Annotated in this window: 19 protein-coding genes and 1 tRNA gene; 3 read left to right on the top strand and 17 right to left on the bottom strand. The window is 41.6% G+C overall.

What is annotated here, in order from left to right:
* Positions 1 to 21 precede the first annotated feature (21 nt).
* Both E4K67_RS17950 and E4K67_RS17945 read right to left on the bottom strand, forming a co-directional pair.
* On the bottom strand, positions 22 to 879 hold the full coding sequence (locus tag E4K67_RS17950) for an ATP-binding protein (protein ID WP_135549150.1): 858 nt from the start codon (positions 877 to 879) through the stop codon (positions 22 to 24).
* A gap of 42 nt (positions 880 to 921) precedes the next feature.
* Positions 922 to 1,686, bottom strand: a complete 765-nt coding sequence (locus E4K67_RS17945) for a DnaD domain-containing protein (RefSeq protein WP_135549148.1) — start codon at positions 1,684 to 1,686, stop codon at positions 922 to 924.
* 278 nt (positions 1,687 to 1,964) lie between these two features.
* Here E4K67_RS17945 and E4K67_RS17940 point away from each other — a divergent pair, with 278 nt between their 5' ends.
* The gene (locus tag E4K67_RS17940; protein WP_135549146.1) at positions 1,965 to 2,555 is read left to right on the top strand and encodes an HD domain-containing protein; all 591 of its coding nucleotides are present in this window, start codon (positions 1,965 to 1,967) and stop codon (positions 2,553 to 2,555) included.
* Between the two features lie 13 nt (positions 2,556 to 2,568).
* Here the strand turns inward: E4K67_RS17940 and E4K67_RS17935 are convergent, their stop codons facing one another.
* From E4K67_RS17935 to E4K67_RS17875, 13 genes are all read right to left on the bottom strand, one after another.
* Positions 2,569 to 4,311: an MBL fold metallo-hydrolase gene (locus E4K67_RS17935; RefSeq protein WP_135549144.1), complete on the bottom strand. Its 1,743-nt coding sequence runs from the start codon at positions 4,309 to 4,311 to the stop codon at positions 2,569 to 2,571.
* Between the two features lie 127 nt (positions 4,312 to 4,438).
* Positions 4,439 to 5,077: a response regulator gene (locus tag E4K67_RS17930; RefSeq protein WP_135549142.1), complete on the bottom strand. Its 639-nt coding sequence runs from the start codon at positions 5,075 to 5,077 to the stop codon at positions 4,439 to 4,441.
* Positions 5,074 to 6,216 carry a sensor histidine kinase gene (locus tag E4K67_RS17925; RefSeq protein WP_135549140.1) on the bottom strand — a complete coding sequence of 381 codons (1,143 nt, stop codon included), beginning with the start codon at positions 6,214 to 6,216 and terminating at the stop codon, positions 5,074 to 5,076. Before E4K67_RS17925 ends, E4K67_RS17930 begins: the two co-directional genes overlap by 4 nt.
* Before the next feature lie 99 nt (positions 6,217 to 6,315).
* Entirely contained in the window at positions 6,316 to 7,182 is an 867-nt protein-coding gene (locus E4K67_RS17920; protein WP_135549138.1) for a hypothetical protein, read from the bottom strand.
* Positions 7,183 to 7,344: 162 nt separating this feature from the next.
* On the bottom strand, positions 7,345 to 8,139 hold the full coding sequence (locus E4K67_RS17915) for a methyltetrahydrofolate cobalamin methyltransferase (protein WP_135549136.1): 795 nt from the start codon (positions 8,137 to 8,139) through the stop codon (positions 7,345 to 7,347).
* A gap of 63 nt (positions 8,140 to 8,202) precedes the next feature.
* On the bottom strand, positions 8,203 to 9,162 hold the full coding sequence (locus E4K67_RS17910; protein WP_135549134.1) for an acetyl-CoA decarbonylase/synthase complex subunit delta: 960 nt from the start codon (positions 9,160 to 9,162) through the stop codon (positions 8,203 to 8,205).
* A gap of 15 nt (positions 9,163 to 9,177) precedes the next feature.
* Positions 9,178 to 9,945, bottom strand: coding sequence for an ATP-binding protein (locus E4K67_RS17905; RefSeq protein WP_135549132.1), 768 nt, complete (start codon positions 9,943 to 9,945; stop codon positions 9,178 to 9,180).
* A gap of 22 nt (positions 9,946 to 9,967) precedes the next feature.
* Positions 9,968 to 11,878: an ASKHA domain-containing protein gene (locus tag E4K67_RS17900; RefSeq protein WP_135549130.1), complete on the bottom strand. Its 1,911-nt coding sequence runs from the start codon at positions 11,876 to 11,878 to the stop codon at positions 9,968 to 9,970.
* A 52-nt stretch (positions 11,879 to 11,930) separates the two neighbouring features.
* Positions 11,931 to 13,256 carry an acetyl-CoA decarbonylase/synthase complex subunit gamma gene (gene acsC, locus E4K67_RS17895; RefSeq protein ID WP_135549128.1) on the bottom strand — a complete coding sequence of 442 codons (1,326 nt, stop codon included), beginning with the start codon at positions 13,254 to 13,256 and terminating at the stop codon, positions 11,931 to 11,933.
* Between the two features lie 94 nt (positions 13,257 to 13,350).
* On the bottom strand, positions 13,351 to 15,531 hold the full coding sequence (gene acsB, locus E4K67_RS17890) for an acetyl-CoA decarbonylase/synthase complex subunit alpha/beta (protein ID WP_135549126.1): 2,181 nt from the start codon (positions 15,529 to 15,531) through the stop codon (positions 13,351 to 13,353).
* Between the two features lie 16 nt (positions 15,532 to 15,547).
* Positions 15,548 to 17,566: an anaerobic carbon-monoxide dehydrogenase catalytic subunit gene (gene cooS, locus E4K67_RS17885; RefSeq protein ID WP_135549124.1), complete on the bottom strand. Its 2,019-nt coding sequence runs from the start codon at positions 17,564 to 17,566 to the stop codon at positions 15,548 to 15,550.
* Positions 17,567 to 17,628: 62 nt separating this feature from the next.
* Complete coding sequence (locus E4K67_RS17880; RefSeq protein ID WP_135549122.1) at positions 17,629 to 18,393, bottom strand: ATP-binding protein; 765 nt, start codon at positions 18,391 to 18,393, stop codon at positions 17,629 to 17,631.
* Between the two features lie 656 nt (positions 18,394 to 19,049).
* Positions 19,050 to 19,907 (bottom strand): DegV family protein, encoded by an 858-nt coding sequence (locus tag E4K67_RS17875; RefSeq protein WP_135549120.1) that lies wholly within the window; start codon positions 19,905 to 19,907, stop codon positions 19,050 to 19,052.
* Between the two features lie 399 nt (positions 19,908 to 20,306).
* Here E4K67_RS17875 and E4K67_RS17870 point away from each other — a divergent pair.
* Both E4K67_RS17870 and E4K67_RS29820 read left to right on the top strand, forming a co-directional pair.
* A tRNA-Pro gene (locus tag E4K67_RS17870) sits at positions 20,307 to 20,383 on the top strand.
* Between the two features lie 247 nt (positions 20,384 to 20,630).
* Positions 20,631 to 20,807 carry a hypothetical protein gene (locus E4K67_RS29820; protein ID WP_158408514.1) on the top strand — a complete coding sequence of 59 codons (177 nt, stop codon included), beginning with the start codon at positions 20,631 to 20,633 and terminating at the stop codon, positions 20,805 to 20,807.
* 557 nt (positions 20,808 to 21,364) lie between these two features.
* Here the strand turns inward: E4K67_RS29820 and E4K67_RS17865 are convergent.
* The gene (locus E4K67_RS17865; RefSeq protein ID WP_135549118.1) at positions 21,365 to 21,655 is read right to left on the bottom strand and encodes a DUF3846 domain-containing protein; all 291 of its coding nucleotides are present in this window, start codon (positions 21,653 to 21,655) and stop codon (positions 21,365 to 21,367) included.
* A 27-nt stretch (positions 21,656 to 21,682) separates the two neighbouring features.
* Positions 21,683 to 22,333 carry a M48 family metallopeptidase gene (locus tag E4K67_RS17860; protein WP_274594897.1) on the bottom strand — a complete coding sequence of 217 codons (651 nt, stop codon included), beginning with the start codon at positions 22,331 to 22,333 and terminating at the stop codon, positions 21,683 to 21,685.
* Between the last annotated feature and the right edge of the window lie 12 nt (positions 22,334 to 22,345).

Genomic DNA, 22,345 nt, shown 5'->3' with positions numbered 1-22,345 from the left:
CATAGGTTTGAAAAATTATTTTTATTTTTTTCCTTCTCGTTCCTGATACATCTGAAGGCGAATGTCTTCCTCTACTGTTAAACGGAAGATCCGTGAAGATTGAATGATTCGGGATGTTGTACGTAAGCCAATATAGTCTTCCATTTCATCAAGTGAGAGATTTGAGGTGATTATGGTGGGGAGTAATTCATTCATCCGATAATTAATAATTGAATAGATGCGATTTCGCGTCCAATCCGTATAATTGTGTGCCCCTAAATCGTCAAGAATTAGAAATGGAATTGTACGCGCTGAATCCAGTAAATCCATTTCATTGATTTCAGACTTATAGGTTGCCCTTAATTCATCCAAAAGATCCGGAACCACTAAGAATAGAACTTGAAGCTGTGCTTCCATGAGTTCATTAGCAATGGACGCCGCCAGAAACGTTTTACCCGATCCTACAGGGCCAGTGAACAGCATTCCGAGGGTATGTGGGTTATGCTTGCATTCATCCACAAAGCTTTTGGAGGCGTTTAAGGCTCTTGAAGCTGCTTCGCGATGTGATTTGTCTTTACTTTCCGGTGTGTAATAATCGAAGCGGAATTTATCGAGACGGCATTTCATCAATTCTCGTGAGATTCGAGCATTGCGAAACTGATTTTCCAGTTTTCTTGTTTGCATGCAGCTGCAGGGATAGGCTACTTCCCCTTCAAGAATAATTCCACGATCTTGGCAAATAGCACATCTAAACGTTTCAACTTTGTTGGGATGATCTGTCTGTCCAGAATTAGGATGGGAGGAGGGCAAATCAGATTCGCAGTTAGTAGGTTTAATGTCGGGAATATGTTTATTAGTGGCTAAGACATTACTTTTCAGGATATCTTTTACACTTTTCATTTTGTGCCATTAACCTCCTTAAAGCCAGGATGCACTATGAATTTACAAGTAAAAATTGTCATATTTATTGGGTGTTGTTTTAGGTACTAGATTTTTAGGTTTAGCAATTTTTTTCTCTTGTCGAGCTTGAAAATATGCATCTTCTGCCTCGATTTCGGCTCGGGTGCGAAGTCCCTTCTTCTCCCATTCACGAAGTATAGAATCTAGATAGCGGAAGTTGCGAATACCAGCACTTACCCCTCTTCTTAAGGCTTCAATAATTAGTTCTTCAGAAAAATGAGAGGAAAGCCAACGATCAAGATTTTCACACTCTAAATGGGTGAGTAATCGGCCCAATTCTTGTTCGAAGGTATGGACTAAATTTTCCATGGATGGATTTATAGGAGTAGAGATTGCTTGAGGTGTAGATTGATGTTTTTTTAAGGTCCGTTCTTCCTCTAATTGCTGAGAACGTTCAATGGCCCAGAGTTCGGCGAGTTCATCAATTAGTTTAACAAAACTATAGGTATTATCCCATTTTTGGTCGTTAGGATTCCAATACCTTTCAATCGTCAGCAACTTTCGTTCAACTAAACGACCTACAACTTCCTCAATATCGGTAGACGTTGCGGTCATACGAGCAGCTAATATTGCTATCGAAGGATACGGGTTTGATTCAGCTTCACAGAGAATCTGTATCAAAACTATCATCTCACGATCGGTTAAACCAATTTCAGTATAATGAGTTAAAAGATATTTAGGAATTGATACTACACCGGAAAAGAAAAGAGCCTGTGTAAAGCTCCCATAAACATTAACTTTATTCATTGACGACGTTCACTCCCTATGTTCACATCAAGAAACATATTAAAGTATTCTCTCTTTTCACTTATTATCCTCCTAAAAATTGGTAACAAAGGATATTTAGACGAAAGAATACTTTATTAATTGTAAGATTATAAAAAATAGCTCGATAATATTTACCATATTTTGGCAGGAGAATGGGGTCCTTTTGGCGTATATAGCTTCTAAGTGAACTCGTTCAACTAACGATTAACTTCGGGAAATCAGGAGTCTCAGATTAGATGAACTAAGGAGGAAGAAAAATGGACTTTCGGCAAGATCTAATAGATATCGTTAATAAATCAGGTGCTCACCCAGCTTCTGGGGTTAACCATTGCTTAAGAGTTTATCATCTGGCCAAAGAACTCTCTAATAGCTTAATTCTAGATGATGAAGTTCTTTATACTGCCTCAATGCTTCATGACACAGGAAAATACCCTATTTATTCGCTCAAAAACGTTGATCACGCCTTGCGTTCTAAGGGGGTCACCTCAAACATCTTACAACAAATGATGTTTTCTCCTATCAAGTTGCCAATTGTTTTAGATGCTGTTGAAAATCACATGTATTACTCAGAGCCTGGACGGAGTGATGAGGCGGTTTATTTACGTGATTCAGACATATTGGATAATTTCGGAAACATAGGTTTAATGCGTTTATTTAGTTTAGTCGGGCAAGATGAATTAATTATGACAACTGAAAACGCAGTAGACAGAGCCCGACTTTTTGCAGATGCACTTCCGCACAAAGTATCTACTAAAGCTGGAAAACGTTTAGCGGTAAAGCGGCGTGAAGAAACACTTCGGTTCTTGGCCGGAATAAAACGCCAAACTGCCGAATTTGCTTGGCTTTAGCGAATGAAGCCGTTTACTTCTTAGGCTGTTTTCCACGCACTTGTTCTTCAAGCCAATGGGTCATACTGTCAAGAAGATTCGCGACTCTTGCAAAATCATGAGTCCTTTGCCCTTCACTAATCAGCTGTTTGAGATGGTGCCGTAGTCGGACATATGCTCTATTAACTTGAGCCCTTGATTGGCGTGGCTCTGAAACTTTAGTTCGTTTTAGGGTAGGCTTAATCGGTTGATATGTGGGTGTGCCACTGGGTTTATGAGACAAGGCTTCATAGTCCTTGCTAATAGCATCAGGCGCATCCTGGGATAACCATTCTTTATCGGGAGAATGCCTTATAATTTGACCGGGTAGGAATTCAATACTCTCTCCGAGCTGAGGGATCAGCGGAGTTTTGCCAAACGTCTCTTCAATTTTATTAGCAAAAACAGTTTGAGCGTCAAGCTCCCCGTGAACAAGAATGAGATGCTCCGCCTTTTTCCCAATGATAGACAGCCATTGAAGCAAAGCTAATTGATCAGCGTGAGCAGATAAGCCGTCCATATGACTGATGCGAGCTTTTACGACAACTTTTTCCCCGTGAATATTTACAGTCTGGGCACCCTCAGAAAGAATACGGCCGAGTGTGCCTTGTGCCTGATATCCAACAAATAGGACAGTGGCCTTCTCTCGCCATAAATTATGCTTAAGGTGATGCTTTATTCGCCCAGCATCAGCCATGCCGCTAGCGGCAATTATTATCGCTCCACCTTCAATTTCATTCAGCGCCATTGAATCCGCAGCTGTAAGACTGAAATGAACATTCGGCATGTTCAACGGACTAATGCCATTATTAATTAGTTCACGAGTCTCTGCATCAAAATTCTCGGAGTTTTCTTGGAATATTTTTGTTGCCGCGATTGCTAAGGGACTGTCAATATAAACTGGCAAAGTGGGAATGCGATGTTCATTTTGTAATTTTAGGAGATAATAAAGAATGTCCTGGGTTCGTTCGATTGCAAAGGCAGGAATGATTAAATTCCCTCCAGCTTCATAAGTTGTACGAATCGTTTCAGCAAGCTGTTCAATGCGGTCTACTTTTAACTCTTCTGAATCTGCCTTGACATGCAGTCGATTTCCGTAGGTTGTTTCCATAACGACAATGTCCGCTTCACTTAAAATACTTGGATCTTCAAGATATGGTTGATGAACATTGCCTATATCACCAGAAAACACAATAGTTTTGTTAAAGTCAGGTTCTTTGACGTATAGTACAACATGTGACGAGCCTAAAATATGGCCTGCGTCGTACAGTTGTAACGATACAGTCGGGACAAGGTCGATTATTTTATTATAGGGCGTTGCCTGTAAGTATGGGAGGGTATCTAGCGCATCTTGGACAGTATAAATCGGAACTAAAGGCTGAAGCCCCGTTCTCGCTCGCTTTCGGTTTTTACGCTCAACTTCCATTTCCTGAATATGACCACTGTCTGGTAGCATAATAGAGCATAATTTAGTGGTTTCAGAAGTAGCATAGATCTTACCCTTGAACCCTGCCTTAATCAATTTTGGGAGCATTCCTGAGTGGTCGATATGGGCATGTGTTAAAACAACGGCGTCAATACTTGCTGGATTATAAGGGAACTCGTTATAATTCAATTCTTTCAGTGCTTTTGAGCCCTGAAACATTCCGCAATCTATTAAAATACGGGATTCGCCAGATTCCAGAAGAAATGATGATCCCGTAACAACTTGTGAAGCTCCAAAAAAGCTAATTTTCATTGAACATCCTCCAAATAATACGTTTTTCAAACTATTCTCTTTGACAGCAAAATTAATGTAGTTACTATTTTACCTGTTTATATTATGATTAGCAACAATGAAGTAACAGGGAATCTCCAATAGCACTCTATTCCAGATTAATAAATTTAAGTTTAACTGCCTTAAGCGCTGCTTGTGTGCGGTCCTCAACTGCTAATTTACGATAAGTGCTTGATAGATGATTTTTTACAGTCTTCTCACTAATAAATAAGGAAACTCCAATCTCCCGATTTGAAGCCCCCCTCACAACATAATTGAGGATTTCCATTTCTCGCTCACTTAGTCCACAAGTATTCTTTACAGGAATTGGATGGGTCAATTGATTCAGCAATTTCCCAGTAACAGATGGTGATAATATTGGTTCACCAGCATATACCTTGCGAATGGAGTGAATCAATGTTTTCGAATCTACATCCTTTAACAAATAACCTGCCACACCTATTTGAAGGACCTGAAAAACCTTTTCATCCGAATCATCAACTGTTAACACCAGAATACCGATTTCTGGAAATTCACGACGGATGACACGGCCTGCCTCTAAGCCATTTACCCCAGGCATATTAAGATCCATAAGTAATATGTCAACTGCCATGTTCCGCGCTGCATTAATGGCGCCTTGTCCATCCCCAACTTCTGCAACGACTTCAAATCCCTCTTCAAATTCTAGAATTCGGCGAAGTCCCTCCCTTAACAGTGGATGATCATCGGCAATCACGATTCGTATCATGTTGTCATTCCTCCCTTAAGTCTTGATGGAATTGATAGTTCAATCGTAGTGCCCTTCCCTAAGGTTGATTGAATGGAAAAATGTCCGGAGAACATTTCTACACGTTCACGCATTCCTATGAGTCCAAAATGTTCTCCAGGAGAGGTCAATGCAAAGCTAACTTCAAAACCTTTACCATAATCTTGGATACGAGCCATCACCCATTCTTCTTGGTAGATTAACGATATAATTACTTTTGGCGAGTGAGCATGTTTGGCAACATTAGTCATCCCCTCTTGGACTAAACGAAAAAGAGCGACCTCTAATGCAGGAGGGAGCCGTTTTTCTCGCCCTTCAATCAAAAGCTCACATTCAATACCATAATTATCCTGGAAATTATCTAAATATTTAGCGATAGCTGGTAGAATTCCTAAATCATCCAAGGCCATTGGGCGAAGATCAAATATAATCCTTCGAATATCTTGTAAATTCGAACGCACGAGATTTTTAAGGTCGATGAGTTCAGCTTTAACACGGGTATGATCAAATTCAAGTAACTTTTCAGCTATTTCCAAGCGTAAGACGATGTTAGCAAGTGTTTGAGCTGGGCCGTCATGTATTTCTCGTGCTACTCGCCTACGCTCTTCCTCTTGTGCTCTAATTACTCGCAACCCCAAATCCATTTTATGTTCGTGATTATGGGTTTGAATTGAATCCGCTAATCCACCCTGCAATAAGCTAATTGCCATACTTACCTGAGTCATCAGAATTAGGGCTCGATCAACCATAGACTGCATATGACGCAGGGACCGTTCAAGATCATCTCGCCGTTTTCTCAATTGGATTTCATTAGCTTGCAAGAGTTGTAGGTTAACCTGAGCATCTTTTGCTTGAGAATATGTTTCGTACATCTCTTCTTGGGTGTGTTTATGATGTGCTCGATTTACTTCCATAAGACTCTGCCGCATTCGTCGATCAACTTTCTCTTGTTGATCGACTTGTAAAATAATGTCTGAGATATCTGCTTTAAGCTGAGAGAGTTCATATGTTAACCTAAGTACCTCAGTTCGAGATGTTTCTGCAATAACAAAGATTCCTTCTTTACCTGATTCGATCGCAGCCAAGGTAGTTTTCATGATTGCTCCCAACTGGTCCGACACTACTATTCCTCATTTCGAAATTCTGTAATTTTTCTTCTCTATGCTTAATTCGACAAAGAAGTAAAATTTCCTACTTGATTTCAGAAAATTACTTATAAGCTATTCAATTTTATGTTGCTTCCCAAAACGTTGGACTTGTCTGATTCCTCTCTCTAATCTACGGGGAAACATAAGATCATCTATACTGCACTCGTAGACCTTCCAACCTTCCTTATTAAGCCTTTCAACACTACAAGGCTGCTCGGGATTATGAAGACAAATTAGAATATCCTCCACCTGGGCCAGAAATGTTTGACCCATTAAGTTCAAGTTCCAAGAAATAGAGATGTTTGGAAAAATGGTGCTTAAAACGTGCTTGAGACGCTCTGCCTGTTCAGGCTCTTTCGTCTTACGTACAATCCCATAAACTTTAGTAGGAATTAAAGGATCGTTAGAAGTAGCTACGAACTCTTCTAGCCCAAGAGCTTGTGGCTCAACTTTAGATTCAAGTATGAGTTGAGTTTTGATTGAAGCAAGAGCAGCTAATACACCTTCGGTATCGAGTTCGTCACTCAATAAATTCACAGAGCTTCCTGTCTCCTCTTTTAGTGCTTCTATTATATCATGAGTACTCTGATCTGATGAAGATAAAGTATTCATATTTTCCTTATTTAGGGTGTCAATTGCCTTGATCATACCTTTACGTATCATTTTATTCATGGTGTCTTGGAATAAAGGAAAGTTACTAATAACTCGAGAGTCTGGTAGTTGTTGTTCAAGGAGTTGCTTAAGTCCATCTTCTAAAAATTCTGTTGGAAAGATTGAAATTCCTTGTAATAGATTAGCAACATTGGTTACAATTTCAGAGCCTCTCTGAAACTCTACTTCCGAATCAACCCCTGTTAGTAGGCATACAGTAAAAATCTTTTCAGTAATTTGATTTATCCATTCTTCTAATCGAGGATCACTATGATAATATGCTTCCATGGTTTGCCACCTCCAGATTATTTATCTGTTGATAGCTATGCTTGTATCCTTGAAGGTATGAATAATATGCCAAGTAAATAACTCACAGTACTTAACGAAAAATTCCTCATAAAAAGCTCCTCGGAATAATTTCCGAGGAGCTTTTTGATAGGCCGTAGACTATTAGCGAGTGCGGAATACTTTTAGGTAGGAATCCGCATATATGCTCCTGTTAAGTAGGATTTGGCATGTCGCAGCGACATCGACAAGGTCATCGTCATTGGCATCCATGATGGCAGCATCAAGACCTGACGCTATGGCCATAGCCAGGTAGGTGCGATTGATTAAGTTTCGATCTGGTGATTTTTGAGAAACATTGGATAGACCAAGTACCGTACGTGGTGCTGGGTTTGCCAACATTTTTACTTGACGTAGGGATTCCAAAACTTCTGGTGCATGCTCTTGAGCTACGTTTACAGGGAGAATAAGAGGATCGATGAAAAGATCTTCCATAGGTAGACCGTATTCATCTGCGGCTGCTACTAATTCCATAGCAAAGGCAACCCTGTTATCAGCATCCTTAGGGATTCCTTTTTTGTCCATTGTTAAGCCTATAACACCAGCGTTATATTGAATAGCCATAGGGAAAACACGTTCGATTTTTACTTGTTCTGCTGGGCAAGAGTTGATAATCGCAGGGCGTTTACAAACTTTCAAACCAGCTTCGATTGCATTGTAGTTAGTCGAGTCTAAGACGAGAGGCAATTGGGAAACTTCTTGAATGACATTAACCATCCACTCGTAAGCAGCGACACGTTCCTCAGTGGGAATGGCTGGACCCGAGTTAACATCGAGGTAGTGAGCTCCCCCTTCTTCTTGCTTCACTGCCCAATATTGTAGAGGTTTTGGGTCTTTGTTACGAAGTGCATCTCCAATATCAGTAAACATCCCATTTATCCGTTCGCCAAAAATTAGCATTCGGTCACAACCTTTCATATTCTTTGTTTAAAAGAGTTAATAAATTATATGGCCTAGGGTTTATTAGCCCATTAAATCCGCAATGTTCTTTTGAACTAACTTAACTGCTGCAGGGTTACGCATTACAAGGATACTAGCTCCAACTTGAAGCACACCAGAAGCTGTTACCGCTTCCCAAAGCACACCACGGTCTTCGAGATTTCCCCAGCCTGGAAACTCTTCTTCAGAGGCATAGGCCTCTTTACAACGATTGGCTTCGTAGCCGACGGTACAAATGATCGGCATGGAGAGCATTTTATCATTGGCTAAGGCTCCAAGGCGTGCTCGTTCCATAATAGAATAGACATACTCGATGCCGAATCCAAGGCCTGCAACAGTTGGGTCAATAATAATTTTGTTCAAAGGTAAACCCATTTCGTTGATTAGAATATTAAGCTGTTTGCAAATATTAATATCCAAAGGTGAACGAGCAATCAAAGTATGTTTATGAACCATCGCAGCAGCCGCAATGGACTTGTAGTTATCCTGCTCAGCAATACCGATTAGGAGGTTTTCTCCTGTAGCAGCTTCTGCAATAGCCGTGATTACTTCATTGTTTTTTGCTGAATCGTCACACCCTTCGACGACAAGAGGAACTCCAACGGCAGCCAAGACTTCTTTAACGATACGAGCACAATCTTCAGGCGAACGATTTTCTCCTTCAGGGTCTGCTCCGTTAAATTTTAAGTAAATGAGATCTGCGCCAAACTCATCTACGCATTTTTTAGCCCATGCAGCAGGGTCGTTGATGACATCGCCAATTTGCTTAGTAATTATGTCGCTCCATGTGGGAACAACATCTGTAACCTCCATGGCGATAACTGGACGGTTAATCGTTTGACCCTCAAAGTGAAGAAAAGGTAAGGCACTATCCCCCCCGACGGTCACTGTAGCAGTTCTTGTTCCTCCTTGTTCAGGAGTTGCTCCGAGAACTACCTCTCCAACTTTACTGGAATATCTTTCTTTTACTAATGTTACGGGCATGAAGTTCGCTCCTTTCTAGTTAAAGATCCCGGCACGGTGCAAAATGCTTTCAACAGCCTTGACCGAGACGGCATCATCAGGCAAATCGAATAATGGTTTTCCTGCCAAGTCATATTCCACAACCAGAGGATCTAAGGGAATATCTCCAATTAAGGTCAGTCCTGTACGTTCAATTTCTTCCTTTAAGGACTCCATACTTCCCTCAGTGCTCTTGGTTACGATCAAGTATATGGTCTCCACAGCGGACTTTAGTCCTCGTATGAGATCGTGTACTCGGCCTGCTGACCGAATGCCTCGAGCAGAAGAATCACTGATTACGAACATACAATCAATGTGGGGAATGGTACGTCGGCTAATGTGTTCTAGGCCTGCTTCAGAATCCACTGCAACATAGTCGTAGTTTTCTCCAATGGTCTCAAGATATTTGCGCAAAAGATCATTGGGGTAGCAGTAACACCCAGCTCCTTGCGGACCACCCATGACAAGTAGATCAATGTCTTTAGACTCCACTAAGGACTGCTGAAGTTTATATTCAATGAAGATATTCTTCGGCATCCCAGCAGGAATCGCTTTGGGATCTTTACTTTGTTCTAGCAACTCAGAAATCGTTGCAGTGACAGTAAGTCCCAGAGCTTCCCCAAGGTTTGCATTGGGGTCAGCATCTACCGCGAGAATTGAAATACCTTTTTGTTGGCTAACTAATTGCCTTAACAATAACGCTGTGAACGTGGTTTTTCCTACTCCACCTTTACCAGCAACTGCTATATACTTTGCCTTTGCCATAAGACGACCTCCATTTATAACGTTATTGACAAGATGGAAATAGGGATAAATCGGTATGGGGCAAAAACAGGGCTGAAACATACTCGTCCATAAAGGTCGCTCCAACGGATAGCTCAACATAAGTCATCTTACGGCCTAGTTCTTCAGCTTCTCGCCATGCATTCTGAGAAAGTAAGGCGAGACGAGCTCCTTTAACGGAAGCATTTCCGATAAATTCAAATAGCTCTGGTTCAAGATCTGGGAGCAGGCCAATTTGAACAGAATCATGAACATTGAGGTAGTTACCAAACCCACCGGCAATGACAATCTTACTGATCATTTCAATATCCACTGCGACCATGTTCAGTAACGATCGGATCCCAGCGTAGATCGACCCTTTTGCACGAATAATATTCTTGACATCATTTTCAGTAATGACCACGTCTTTTTCGCCACCGGCTTGATGAGCCCATGCCAACACAAATTCTTTGTCGTCGCTTGAAGCTCTTAGGCGTTCCGAGCCTGAGTGATGCCCCAACTGGAAATTCCCGGCACGATCGATTATGCCTGCACCGAGTAGCTTTGACACACAATCCACAAGCCCTGAACCACATATTCCAACAGGCAGACTGTTGCTGATCACCTTAAGCGAAACATCCAAGCTATCTGGGTCAATGATGACCCTTTCAATAGCCCCTGGCATGGCTCTCATACCAAACGTTATGCCACCACCTTCAAAGCTTGGTCCCGCAGAACAAGCGCAGGCAACAAGCCAGTCCTGGTTGCCGAGGACAATTTCCCCGTTTGTCCCTATGTCAATGAAGAGGATAATATCTTCCCCATTGGCTAGATCCGTAACTAGTGTTCCGGCTACAATATCCCCACCTACATAGCTTGCTACCGAGGGGTAACAATGTACCAAGGCCTCAGGAATCATATGCAACCCAATATCCTTAGCAGGAACAGAGGGAACGCTCGTCATAGTAGGAATATAGGGTTCTAAACGAATGTAGCGCGGATCTACACCCAGAAACAATTGTGTCATAGTCGTATTGCCAGCGATCATAGCGCACGCGACGTTGTAACGAGTCAATGATTGACGAGCAAGAATCTTGTCAATTAGATCGTTGATGGTAACAATGACCGTGTGCTGAATCTCATTCAAGTGCTCAGCGTCTTCTACTGCATACACTATCCGGGAAATAACGTCATCACCGAATTTTGCCTGCTTATTGTAGGAACCCTGCTGGTCATCAATCTCTCCAGTCAAGAGATTGATCAGGTACACGACAACAGTTGTCGTACCAATATCAATAGCAAATCCATAAGGGGGGTGGTCATTCCCAGGTTCTACGTGAGTGACAGTCAAGCCTGTGTCAGTATCGGTCAAGGTGACCGACAAATCCCACTTTGCTTTACGAAGTGACTCTGGCAAGTTCTTGAGGATGGATAAAGGAATATTGATCGGCTTGTCTCCTGCTTTTAGGACACGTCGAAGTTCCAATTGTAGACGGGCCCAATCACTCGTGTTAGCCGTCAAGGTCGGCGCAGAGAGGGAAATCCTCTGCTTAGTGGCAAGTGGGTGATGCCCAAACTTTTCAAGTAAATCATGTCCGCTTTCTTGTAAGATCCCTTTTTGGACATCCCCCATTAAGACCTGATGTTCTTGTAACCGAGACTCTGGAGGCACCTCAATTGTCAAATCTCCTTGAATCGTCGTTTGGCAGGCTAGCCGGACTCCAGCGGAAATTTGGTCAGGTGTTAAGTTTCCGGTTCCAGTCACTAAGGGATCTCCACTTAAAACAACGACCTTGCAAGCACCGCACGTTCCCTTACCACCACACCCTGATTTGATATATATTCCCGCCTTAGCAGCTGCTTGGAGCAGAGATGTGCCGGAATCAGCATCAATAATACGGTTCTCGGGCATGAATTTTATTTGAAATGGGGGCATTATTTCACTTCCTCACTACTAGGCAGTTGGTGTACACCCTTAAAGGGTGATTTTAAGATAGGGATTTGGAGAAAGAAACAATTCCACTAGATTCCCGTGGACCTACGACAACCTTCCAGCCAGATACTTCCGCAAGTTTGCCTGAGATCACAGCAACATAGCCTGGAATGATAACGTTACGATGTTTTACTTTGTCGGCAATACCACAAGCAACCATCGCTTCAGCAATTTTTTCAGGTTCGAATTTTCCAGCGGCATATGCTGTGAGCACGGATGTTCCGTCAGTATCAATAGGTAGAATATAGCTCGGAATCTTGGAGGTTTCTACTTCGCCTTCAACACTATAATACGTTAAGGAGAAATTCGTAGTAATGTACAATGGAGAATTCTCGTTGACATTCCCTACTGAATGTAATGTCGGTTCAACTTGAATCGGTTTCTGCGGATCAGTATAGATATTTTGTCTTAAAGTCATTAGAGGAAGCACATGGGCTTTGACACTGGTTTTCAGAACCACTGCACTGGCATATTTGGCGACATATACAGTTGCTTCCATGATTTCTTCCAGTGGTTCAGTATTACTAGTAAAGGCAATGACTGGATAACCAAAAGGTCGGAATTTCTTTTTAATAGCCAACCGACGCAGATGGGTCAAATTTGCTAACGTTTCAACAGTTTTTCTTGAACCTGGATCTAGGACAAACTCTTTATAACCCAAAGCTACGGCTTTCTCAACGAGATCGTTGAGTGCATCAAGTCCGTCTGCTTTGATGATGACAGGAACTGAGTTTTCTTTGGCCAGGTTAACCATTGCTTCATAGTTATCGGCCGTTGCTGCTCCAATGAGTGGTTTACGGGCTACTAGTGGTGCCAGGGCTGCTTTGACAGCTTCGGGATTATCACTGAGTAAAAGTAAGGAAATGTCAGTACTTTCAGCTACAGTAGCAGCAACTTTTGCAAAGCGCGCAGCATCGTTGGAATCATTGACGATAGCTACTCCATCTATTGTGTATTGGAGACCAACGCGTTCAAACTCTAAGCCTTTAATTTCCTGAAGTTTTGCACTCAATTCCTCGTCACTTAAGGTATCAGATACATAGATAAGCAAGGTAGTAGGGTGATAAAACGTCTTATCATGACGGAAAAGGACAGTTTCGTCTCCGAGAACAGAATCTTTACCAAATTTAATAGCTTTGATTGGAGGGGCAGAAGCAGAATCCAAAGCTTCACGCGCAGCCTCCGTAACATAAGGACAAGCGTCCAATGCTGCTTTGCCTGAAGCCAAAGCCATGGCAAAGGCTAAGCAAGTAGGTACTCCACATTCTCCGCAGTTTTTCTTGGGTAATTGTTTATAGATTTCTAAACCTGTTAGAGCCATTTTGAAACCCCTTTCTAATTGACATCGACTTAAGTAAGTAGACGGCCAAGGCCTTAATTTAATGTAGTAGCAAGACCTTGGCGTCTCCAGGTAATTACATTAGTGATTCAAGTGCAAAACAAGGATGTCCATTTTCCTCAAGGAACGGAATAATTTCCTCTACCGTGGTTCCAACGGACTCATCGGCGATCTTATCGATAAAGTCTGCGCCTAAACCTTCGTTGATGGAGCGTTGAACAAAGTCTTCACGTAAGAATTCTTTTAATTCTTTTGGCATCCAGACAATACGGGCAAGTCCACCATCCGCAGGGATGAATTTTTTACTGAGGAGGTAGGTTCTTCCAATCCCCATAAATCCTGGAGTTTGCATTCCACCACCGCAGGTTCCAGCGAGCGTGGAGAAGGTCATACCGCAAGGAGTCATTCCTGAATGCTCACGGGTAGTGATCATGAGACCATTGGCCTCAGGAACGATGGCCATGATGGCTTCGAAGCAACCGCACGAGGTCATTGGTTTGTCCATTAACGTATAGAGATTAACTTCTTCCAATGTGTTGTTCGAGGCTTTGAACAGGTATTCATTACAACTTTGCCACATACCTCTCAGTTCATCCATTGCAGGACCCTTCGGTATGGGTTGGTTAGGGCCGTTCGGTGTAATTTCAAAAGATGCTCTGGCATCCAACCAACTAACAGCTCCACATAAGCCGACCCGTTCTGGAGTAACAATACAGACATGGTTCGGTGCAAAAGACTGACAAAGCAAGCAGGAATAAAAGTCTGTTACTGACTCATCCGTCAAGCTCCTCATACGATCGTCACGAGCACGATATACTTCTCGAGCTAAAACGAGCCCTTCTTCAACGGCTGCTTGGTCGGTAATAAGGGTTACTTGAACACGGTCAACGATAGCGGGGAATTCCTGTTTTAACTTTGCGAGCAGCAGTTCGCCTAAGTGTTTAATTAAGAAGCCTTTTGCTCTAGCATCTTTGGAAATCCGTACCCAGCACAGATCTCTTTGGGCTACGTGCCAAATACCTTCTCCATAGTTGGCAAAGTAATGAATTCGGCGCTCTAAAACGCCTTCAAAATCCGCCTGCATCTTACGTCCAAAAATGTCGATCTTAATGCCCAATGGGAGTTTGGATCCCTCTGGAACAGTATCAATCTCTGGTCCAATAACCGTGACCTGACCGTCAACGATTTCATCCGGACCGACCATGTGAACGAGTTCGAAAGCTGTTGTTCGTCCGCCACCGAATTCCACGTAGGTTTCTGCTTTGCGGATGGTTTCTCCCTCAAAAGCAGGCCCGAAGTTTACTGGAATAGGGATTTCGATGTTCGTCAATTTAATTCCGCGAATCTCCATAGCTAAGGGGATGATTTTCTCATAGTCAGGCTCAGAAATATACCAATCAGGAATTTGCATTTCTTCGCTTAGCACCTGATCCGTCAAGACTGGGAAGCCCATGAAAATTGCGCCCATTTCAGCAGCAACTTTAACATCATCCAATTCTCCCAGATGAAGAACGAAAGCACGAATACGGCGACGTTGATAATCACGGTGATTCTCTCGTTCACCAGCCGGAATCCCACCGAAAGCAAGACCTGCACGGAATGCATAGTTTACTGCATGAATTACTTGAGTAAAGTTTCCTAATGGGAACGCAATATAGTCTTCCCCAATTTTGACGTTTTCTTCAAGTAATTGCTCAATAACTTCATCGCAGAGGAAAATCATAAAGCCCTTACTCATCAGATTATCGACAATTTTTTTCGCAGATGCGGAATCTTTGGCGCGACCGAGAATTACAGCAACACCAGGGATAGTCCAGTCTACCATCTTAATCCCATGTTTCCGAACAATCGGATCACCTAAAAATCCAGTCCAAGGTTTTGTTTTAGGTTCTTCTCCACGTAGATAGTTAAGTGTCTCAATGATTTCTGCGGCATAAAGAACGGATTCACCCCAAAGCCTTGCATTGTCAAAGGTAAGACCTGTGTGAATTTGGCTCCGCATGCGGTTTAGTATTGGAACTAGTTCACCCAGTTTTGTAATTTTTTCGCCAGAAAGACACGTGATGACCGGGAGGTGGTAGGCGGTATCCGGATAGCCTACAATTTGCTCGGTTCCAAAGTCTTTAATAGCACGATTCAGAAGGATTTCTGCATAAGTCATGGCAATAATTGTGCCATCTAAAGCTTTACGTAACAGTTTCTTAGGTTGAATATTCGGATCTTTAATTGCCTCTGCGTAAATAGCATCCATTGACATATAAGTTCCTCCTTTCTTACCAACCTTGGGCTAGTGGCGTGTTATTCTTTTCAGCTGTCTTTTTATGAACACTAAGCTTCCAGGTCCGGTACTCTAGTGCATCCAGAAGTTTTTTCGCACCAATGTTAGGGTCTACTTCGAAAATAAAATTACCACCGAATACGTCATGGGCAATTTGGGTCGCGATTCCATAGACAAGGTCACTTCCTTCTAGCGGAGGCAGAGATCCTACGTGAGTAGGTAACCCGAGGGAAACACACCAAGAACCGATCGCGACAGCTTTTTCATGCATTGCTTCTGGGGCAGATGCTACAAAAGGAACCTTCGGAATATCGACGCCAAGTTCATTAGCCATTGCGACGGCCAAATCTGCTCCACGGCTGTTATCCACACAAGATCCCATATGGAATACTAATGGCAGACCAGTTGCTAACTGGGGATTTGCAGCTTCCAGTGTTTTAAAGAACGCCTTAAGTCCATCACCAGCATAAGCTTCAACTGCTAAAGGTGACATTAGACCAAACTTAGCAAAGGCTCCTGAAGAGCAACCCGTGGAAATAACTAAAACATCATTTTTCACAAGTTCTTTCAAGACAATGAGGTGAGATTCATCTTGGGCCCGTTTAAGATTGTTACATCCCGCCATGAGACAGACCCCTTTGAGTTGCCCACTTAGGATAGCATCTGTTAGCACAGAAATTGGTCGTTCAGGGCAAATCTTGGAGAAAATTTCCGTGAGTGCTTCTAGACTGAACCCAGCGACAAGTTTGTGTTTTTCGCTAGGAATTGAGACCTTCTTAGGATCCCGGTTTTTGAAGGCCTTAATAGCGATGCTAATAAGTTTCTTGGCATCCTCCATAGCAGTGGTTGTATCAAAGGCGATATGCTGAGCACCAGGGATTTTCATAATAGCTTCCGTTGTAATAACCTTAGTATGGAAACATTCCGCAACTGTTTGCACAGCGGGATAGATACACTGAATATCAACGACCATCGCATCTAAGGCACCAGTCAAGATGGCCATTTCCTGCGAGGCGGAAGAGGTTGCAAGATAAACTCCTTCGCGCATGAGTAGTTCATTACCAGTACAGCAAATCCCGACAATATTGACCCCTTCGGCTCCAGCCTTAATGGCTTCTTCTTTCATAACTCGTGCAGCAGCAACAACCATTTCACTCAGAACTGGGTTGTGTCCATGAACAGCAATATTTACCATTTTGGGGTTGATTACTCCTAGATTGGCCTCAGAGACGATGGGCTCGGGGATTCCAAATAAAACGTCACTGAGATTCGTGCCAATATATTCCCCACCTAAGTCGGCAAGAGAACTTTTAAGACCCCCAAAGATGATATTTACAGGATCACTGTCAACGCCCATAGCTGTTTGTGCTATAAGCTCGGTAATTGATCCATCAATGTTTCTAGGCATGATATTTGTTTCGTGGAATTTCTTTCGTCGTCCCTCAGTCAAGAAGGAGTCTAGAAAAGCTAGCGGGCGATCTTGATAGCGACCAAAATCTGCATACCCAAGCTCTACAACATCTTTGAGTATTTCCATGTTCCCACGATTCAATGTAGCAATCCCTAATTTTTCAGCTAATTTAATGAGTTTAGCAGGTGATTTGATTTCATAATCTGGAGCATGTCCTTCAACTAAAGAATGCGCGGTATGCAGAACGTGTCGTGCGTGCTCTGAGTGGGATGCGGCACCTCCAGCAATCATTCGAACTAGATTACGAGAAACAATGGTGTATGCAGTTGCTCCACAGATCCCACGACTTCCAGGACCTTCTTCTTTTTTCACACGACAGGGTCCGGCAATACAGATTCGGCAACATATTCCATTATATCCAAACGTACACTGCGGTTGTTGTGCAACGACGCGGTCGTAAACGGTCTCTATTTTTCTTTCCTTAATCATTTCTAACATTTGTAGGGCACCAGGGTCTGTCGTACGAATCGGATTCTTAGGATCTACGACTCGTGGAGCGTCCGACGGTCGAGCGGTATGGGTTAAATCCCGATATCTAGGCATGTAACACCCTCCTCTTTTTTAAGATCTCTTTTCATACTGTTTTCTACTAGGCTTAAGCTTTGTCATCTCCCTTCATCCACAATTCTTTGATAGATTGTATTAAGTTGAACTCCAAGAGACCCTCCAGGCAATTCGTCACTGCCTGTATTTATGGACATTTCCAACAGTTCGTCGCTGTAAGGGATGACGCCAATCAGCTCTTCTGTAGAAAAGTGGTCTCTAAGAAAATTTTCTTCTTTGGGATTGCGCACTTTATTACCAATGACAACCACATGTGGGATTCCCAACTCAAGAGCGAGTTTTTGAATGACTTTTACAGTCTGAACACTAACTTTAGACGGTTCAGTGACTATGACTAAGACATCGACGCCAAGGGCTGTACCGCGAGTGAGTTGCTCTATCCCAGCGCCCATATCCAAGATAACGGTATCTTGTTCTCCAAGGATTAGTGAATTGACCAAGGCCTGAAGAAAGCTGTTTTCCTTACAATAACAAGAGGTCCCTCCTCCTTTGATGTTTCCCATGCGGAAAAAGCGAAGAGCTCCTAAGGATACGCAATAATCATCTAATATGTCGTCCACATTGGGATTTAGAGGGTAATAGGTTCCACTTCCACCCATTCTCTCTTCAATCAATTCTTTCATATCCACAATTGGTTTTAAATCTACAAGTACATCGTCGGAGATTCCCAAGACTGTTCCAAGACTTGCATCTGGATCCGCGTCAACTGCCAAAACGGTGAGCCCTTTTTGCGAAAGCCAACGGGCTAAATTCGCTGCAAAGGTAGTTTTGCCTACTCCACCCTTGCCAGATATTGCAATTTTCAACGGGCATCCACTCCTTCTATGAGTATTGATAAAGTTCTCCTACGATTTAAAAAGCTTATTAAGAGTATATTCTTTTTTTGTTTGATTAATCCTGCATACTTTCGGAATTTATTTGTGTATATTCTGTTTTTTTTGAATTTATTAATTTCATTACAAAAATCAGTTATTAAATAAAGATTTAAATTTTCAGAATTTACTCAATATTCAATTTAATGCAAACAACTTCTTCATTTAATTGCCTTGAGTTTACATTAGAACCTATATAATTACTATTCGTTTAGAAAGATCATTTTCCCTTTTAGGGGTTGTCTATTTCGAAGTAAACTCGTTTTACTAAAGTCGAATGCGTTTACTTCATAGGTTGTCTCCCCCACCGAAACAAATTAAGCATAACAAAGTGTCAATGGTTAATGATTTGTGGAATTAGTGATTATTTTCACTTGTTATGAAGTTTAGCATATTGGTCATTAGTTGTCAATATGATACCATCAGCTAAACCTATACTCAAGGTAGAACATTTCTGTACTTGCAACGCTAAATATATACTCCGCAAGTTGTTGTATTCTAACATGCAATTCACCCAATCTTTTCGTCTGAATTAACAGTCGTTTTAAAGGCTATTTCGATGAAAGCCACAACTTCCTTGCGGAAGAATCTTATAGGTTTGGCCAAGGATGAAACGTAAGTCCAAAGGCTCCTTGTCCGACATGTGTAGCAATAACAGCACCAGCTTCAAACAAGCGAACTTCATGTTCTGGAAAGCGGGCCCTTAATTCGTTCAGGAGATTCTTACCGTCCTCAGGTATATTGACGTGCATAATACAAATGCGGTAACGTTTTCCTGAAGATAATGCACGATTAAGTTCTTCGAGTACACGTTGCCAAGCTCTTGAACGTGAACGCACTTTATCAAAAACATCAATTTGTCCTTTCGAATTAAAATAAAGAATTGGTTTTATCTGAAGTAAAGTCCCTACGAGGGCAGCAGCTCCACCAATTCGACCGCCTTTTCGTAAGTTTTCAAGAGTATTAACTATAAAGTAGAGCTCTGTCTGTTGTTTTAAGCTTTGAAGCTGAACCATGATTTGTATTGCACTCATGCCTTGTTCAGCCCATTCCGCCGCTGCCCACGCTAGAACACCAAGCCCCAGAGCAGAGGACATAGAATCGAAGAGGTGAATATTAGGGTTAGAGGCTAAGTCCTTGGCCATCTGGGCTGAGTGAAAGGTTCCACTTATTGCCGATGAGATATGAATGCTTACAATATCCTCGACACCTTCCGAAAACAGGGATTCATAAGCTTCCAAAAATGCGCCAACAGAAGGTTGCGAAGTTGTCGATAAGCCAGTGATATGACTTAACCTTTCAAAGTAAACAACATTTGTTAGTTCAGTTTCAAAAAACATTTCATCCCCAACATTAACGTTGAGAGGTATAACTCGAATCTGAAATTGTTCAAGGATATCTTTCGGTAGATATCCGGTAGAATCCATTACAATCCCAATTTTTTTCAATTCTTATCTCTCCCTCTTCTTATAAACACCTCTTAATATTTTTGGTAACTTATAGGTGTCTAAAGTATATCCTAAAATAAAATCTGTAGCAATCAACAAAGCCCACACAAATGCCAGAAGGGTAAGACTTGTGTGTGGTTTGGTTGTAGAGGGAGAACAACCGCCTGTTGAATAAGACAAGATGTAAGATATAAATAATTTATCTAAATTTTTAGAACAATAGGACTATACTAAAATATTTCAACTTCATTGTACAATATAATCACATATTAGGCAATGAGGTGTCATTCATTTTTTTCTCTAGATGTCGACTTACGCTCTGTAGAACAACAGTAGTCGAAAATTAGAGGTTGACAGGATTGCAGCCGTTTGCTATTATAATAAACGTTCTAAATATTACGGGGCGTGGCGCAGTTTGGTAGCGTGCTTGGTTCGGGACCAAGAGGCCGAGTGTTCGAATCACTTCGCCCCGACCACTGGTATCACAGGGTTTCCTTAAATGGAAGCCCTTTATTTTTTTGACTAATACGACCTTCCATACGACCAGAGACCATTCTCGCATCAAATATGAGCCAAGAATGGTATATCAAACTCACTTCCGTTCAAATATAAATGGAGAGCCGGGCAGAGGTTTCCTTTTCTTAATTCATAAAATATCCCAATCATTATTCTAAAAAATGAGGAAATACTGTTATGGGATAATATTTTAAGGAGGCGTTTTTCTTGATCAACGAGGAAATTAAAAGCATGGTTTGGACCGGTAAATCAGAACAGCTTAAAGATAAATATACTCAGCTGGAAGATAATTTTAGTGAGTTAAAAAGGCAAGCCTTATTACATGAAACGCAAGGATTAGTGCCAGCTCAACCAGAAAAACATGAACAAAGACAAACAAATTAGAAGGAGAACTTAACGGCTCTCCTTCTCTTACATCTTCCCAAAAAGCTACTAACAAGTACCCAACTCGAGCTTAATGTCGAACGGCTTCAACTTTCCATCGATCTCGCTTTGGATCGGAAGTGTTCGAAATCACCTTGCACCGACTATTGGTATAAAGGGTTTCCTTAAATGGAAGCCCTTTTTTTGCTTTTTACTCTCCTTTGACCCACTTATTTATAGTTGGATTTCATTTTGATATCTACTCGTCTAATGATACCTTACAAATCCACTATAAGTCTTCCATTAACATCCAGCAGACATGCTGCATAGAATGTACGAGAACCACATTCTTAGGGACCTAAATAAAGGAGTGAAGTATATATGATTCTAACAGCATTAATCATCATTATTATCTTATTATTAATAATTATATGGGAACTATTAGAAATACTCCGAAGAGAACCTAGACCACCTATCCCTCCAAAACCACCAAGACCCTGTCTGTAACTGCTTATGGCCTAGGTTAACTACCTAGGCCTTTTACATTGTTTAATAACTTTGGAGTATCTTTTTGACGTTTATTTATAGGAGTTAGCTAAGATTTCAATATCCTCATTATTAAGGGACGAAAGCTCTGGAGGGTTCACGCGTGCAATAATAAATGTCCCTTTGATTTCCGCCCTAGTAACAGGTTTTTCTGTAAACTTATTTATCCCATTGTAAATAATTACGCATCCAGAACGGTCGATTTCAATCGTCTCTATATAACCGCGTACTGTTAATTCTAAAGCTTTTAGGTTATTCGGTAGTTCGCAAACCTCTGGAGCCTTACCCTCTTTAACTAATAGAACTCTCACCCATTTGACCAATGTTAAAACCCCCAAATGTCAAAATTTCTAGAAATATAATTTAGCACCATTTTCCTTTAACCATTTTCGCATTTTCCGATAATCTCTGATCTGGTTTTCAACGAGCAACCAGAATCTTGCAGAATGATTCATCTGCTTCAAATGGCAAAGTTCATGCACAACAACATAGTCTACTATTTCTAGTGGGGCCATAACAAGCTTCCAATTAAAGTTTAGATTTCCTTTTTGAGAGCAACTTCCCCATCTTGTTTTCTGATTCTTGAGCCTTACATTGTTTACCTTAACTCCGATTATCCCGGAGAAGAATTCTAGTCTCTCAAGGATTAATTCTCTTGCTTCTCTTATGTACCACTTCTCTAAGTGTCTCCGAATCTCCTCGCGTCTTATATCAAATGGTAAACCCACCTTGATCTCCACTAGTAATTGACCGTCAGTTAGATTCACGTTTGTGAAACGGCCTTTAGATTCAATCACTTTCAATGGATAACTGTCACCCTTAAATAAGAGCTTTTCACCACTAATAAACTCTCGTTCTACTGGTAACTGCAATAGCCTTTGGTGATAATTCTCATATTTATTAATGATCCAATGCCTCTTTTTTTCAACAAGCGAGATAATTTCAGTGTCATTCATCGAAATAGGAGCCACGACATGTACTCCATCTTCGCTAATCGATATACTAACATACTT

Source organism: Desulfosporosinus fructosivorans, assembly GCF_004766045.1.
Classification (GTDB): domain Bacteria; phylum Bacillota; class Desulfitobacteriia; order Desulfitobacteriales; family Desulfitobacteriaceae; genus Desulfosporosinus; species Desulfosporosinus fructosivorans.
The sequence above is the reverse complement of the archived record's forward strand: the minus strand, read 5'-3'. Positions and strand labels throughout refer to the sequence as shown.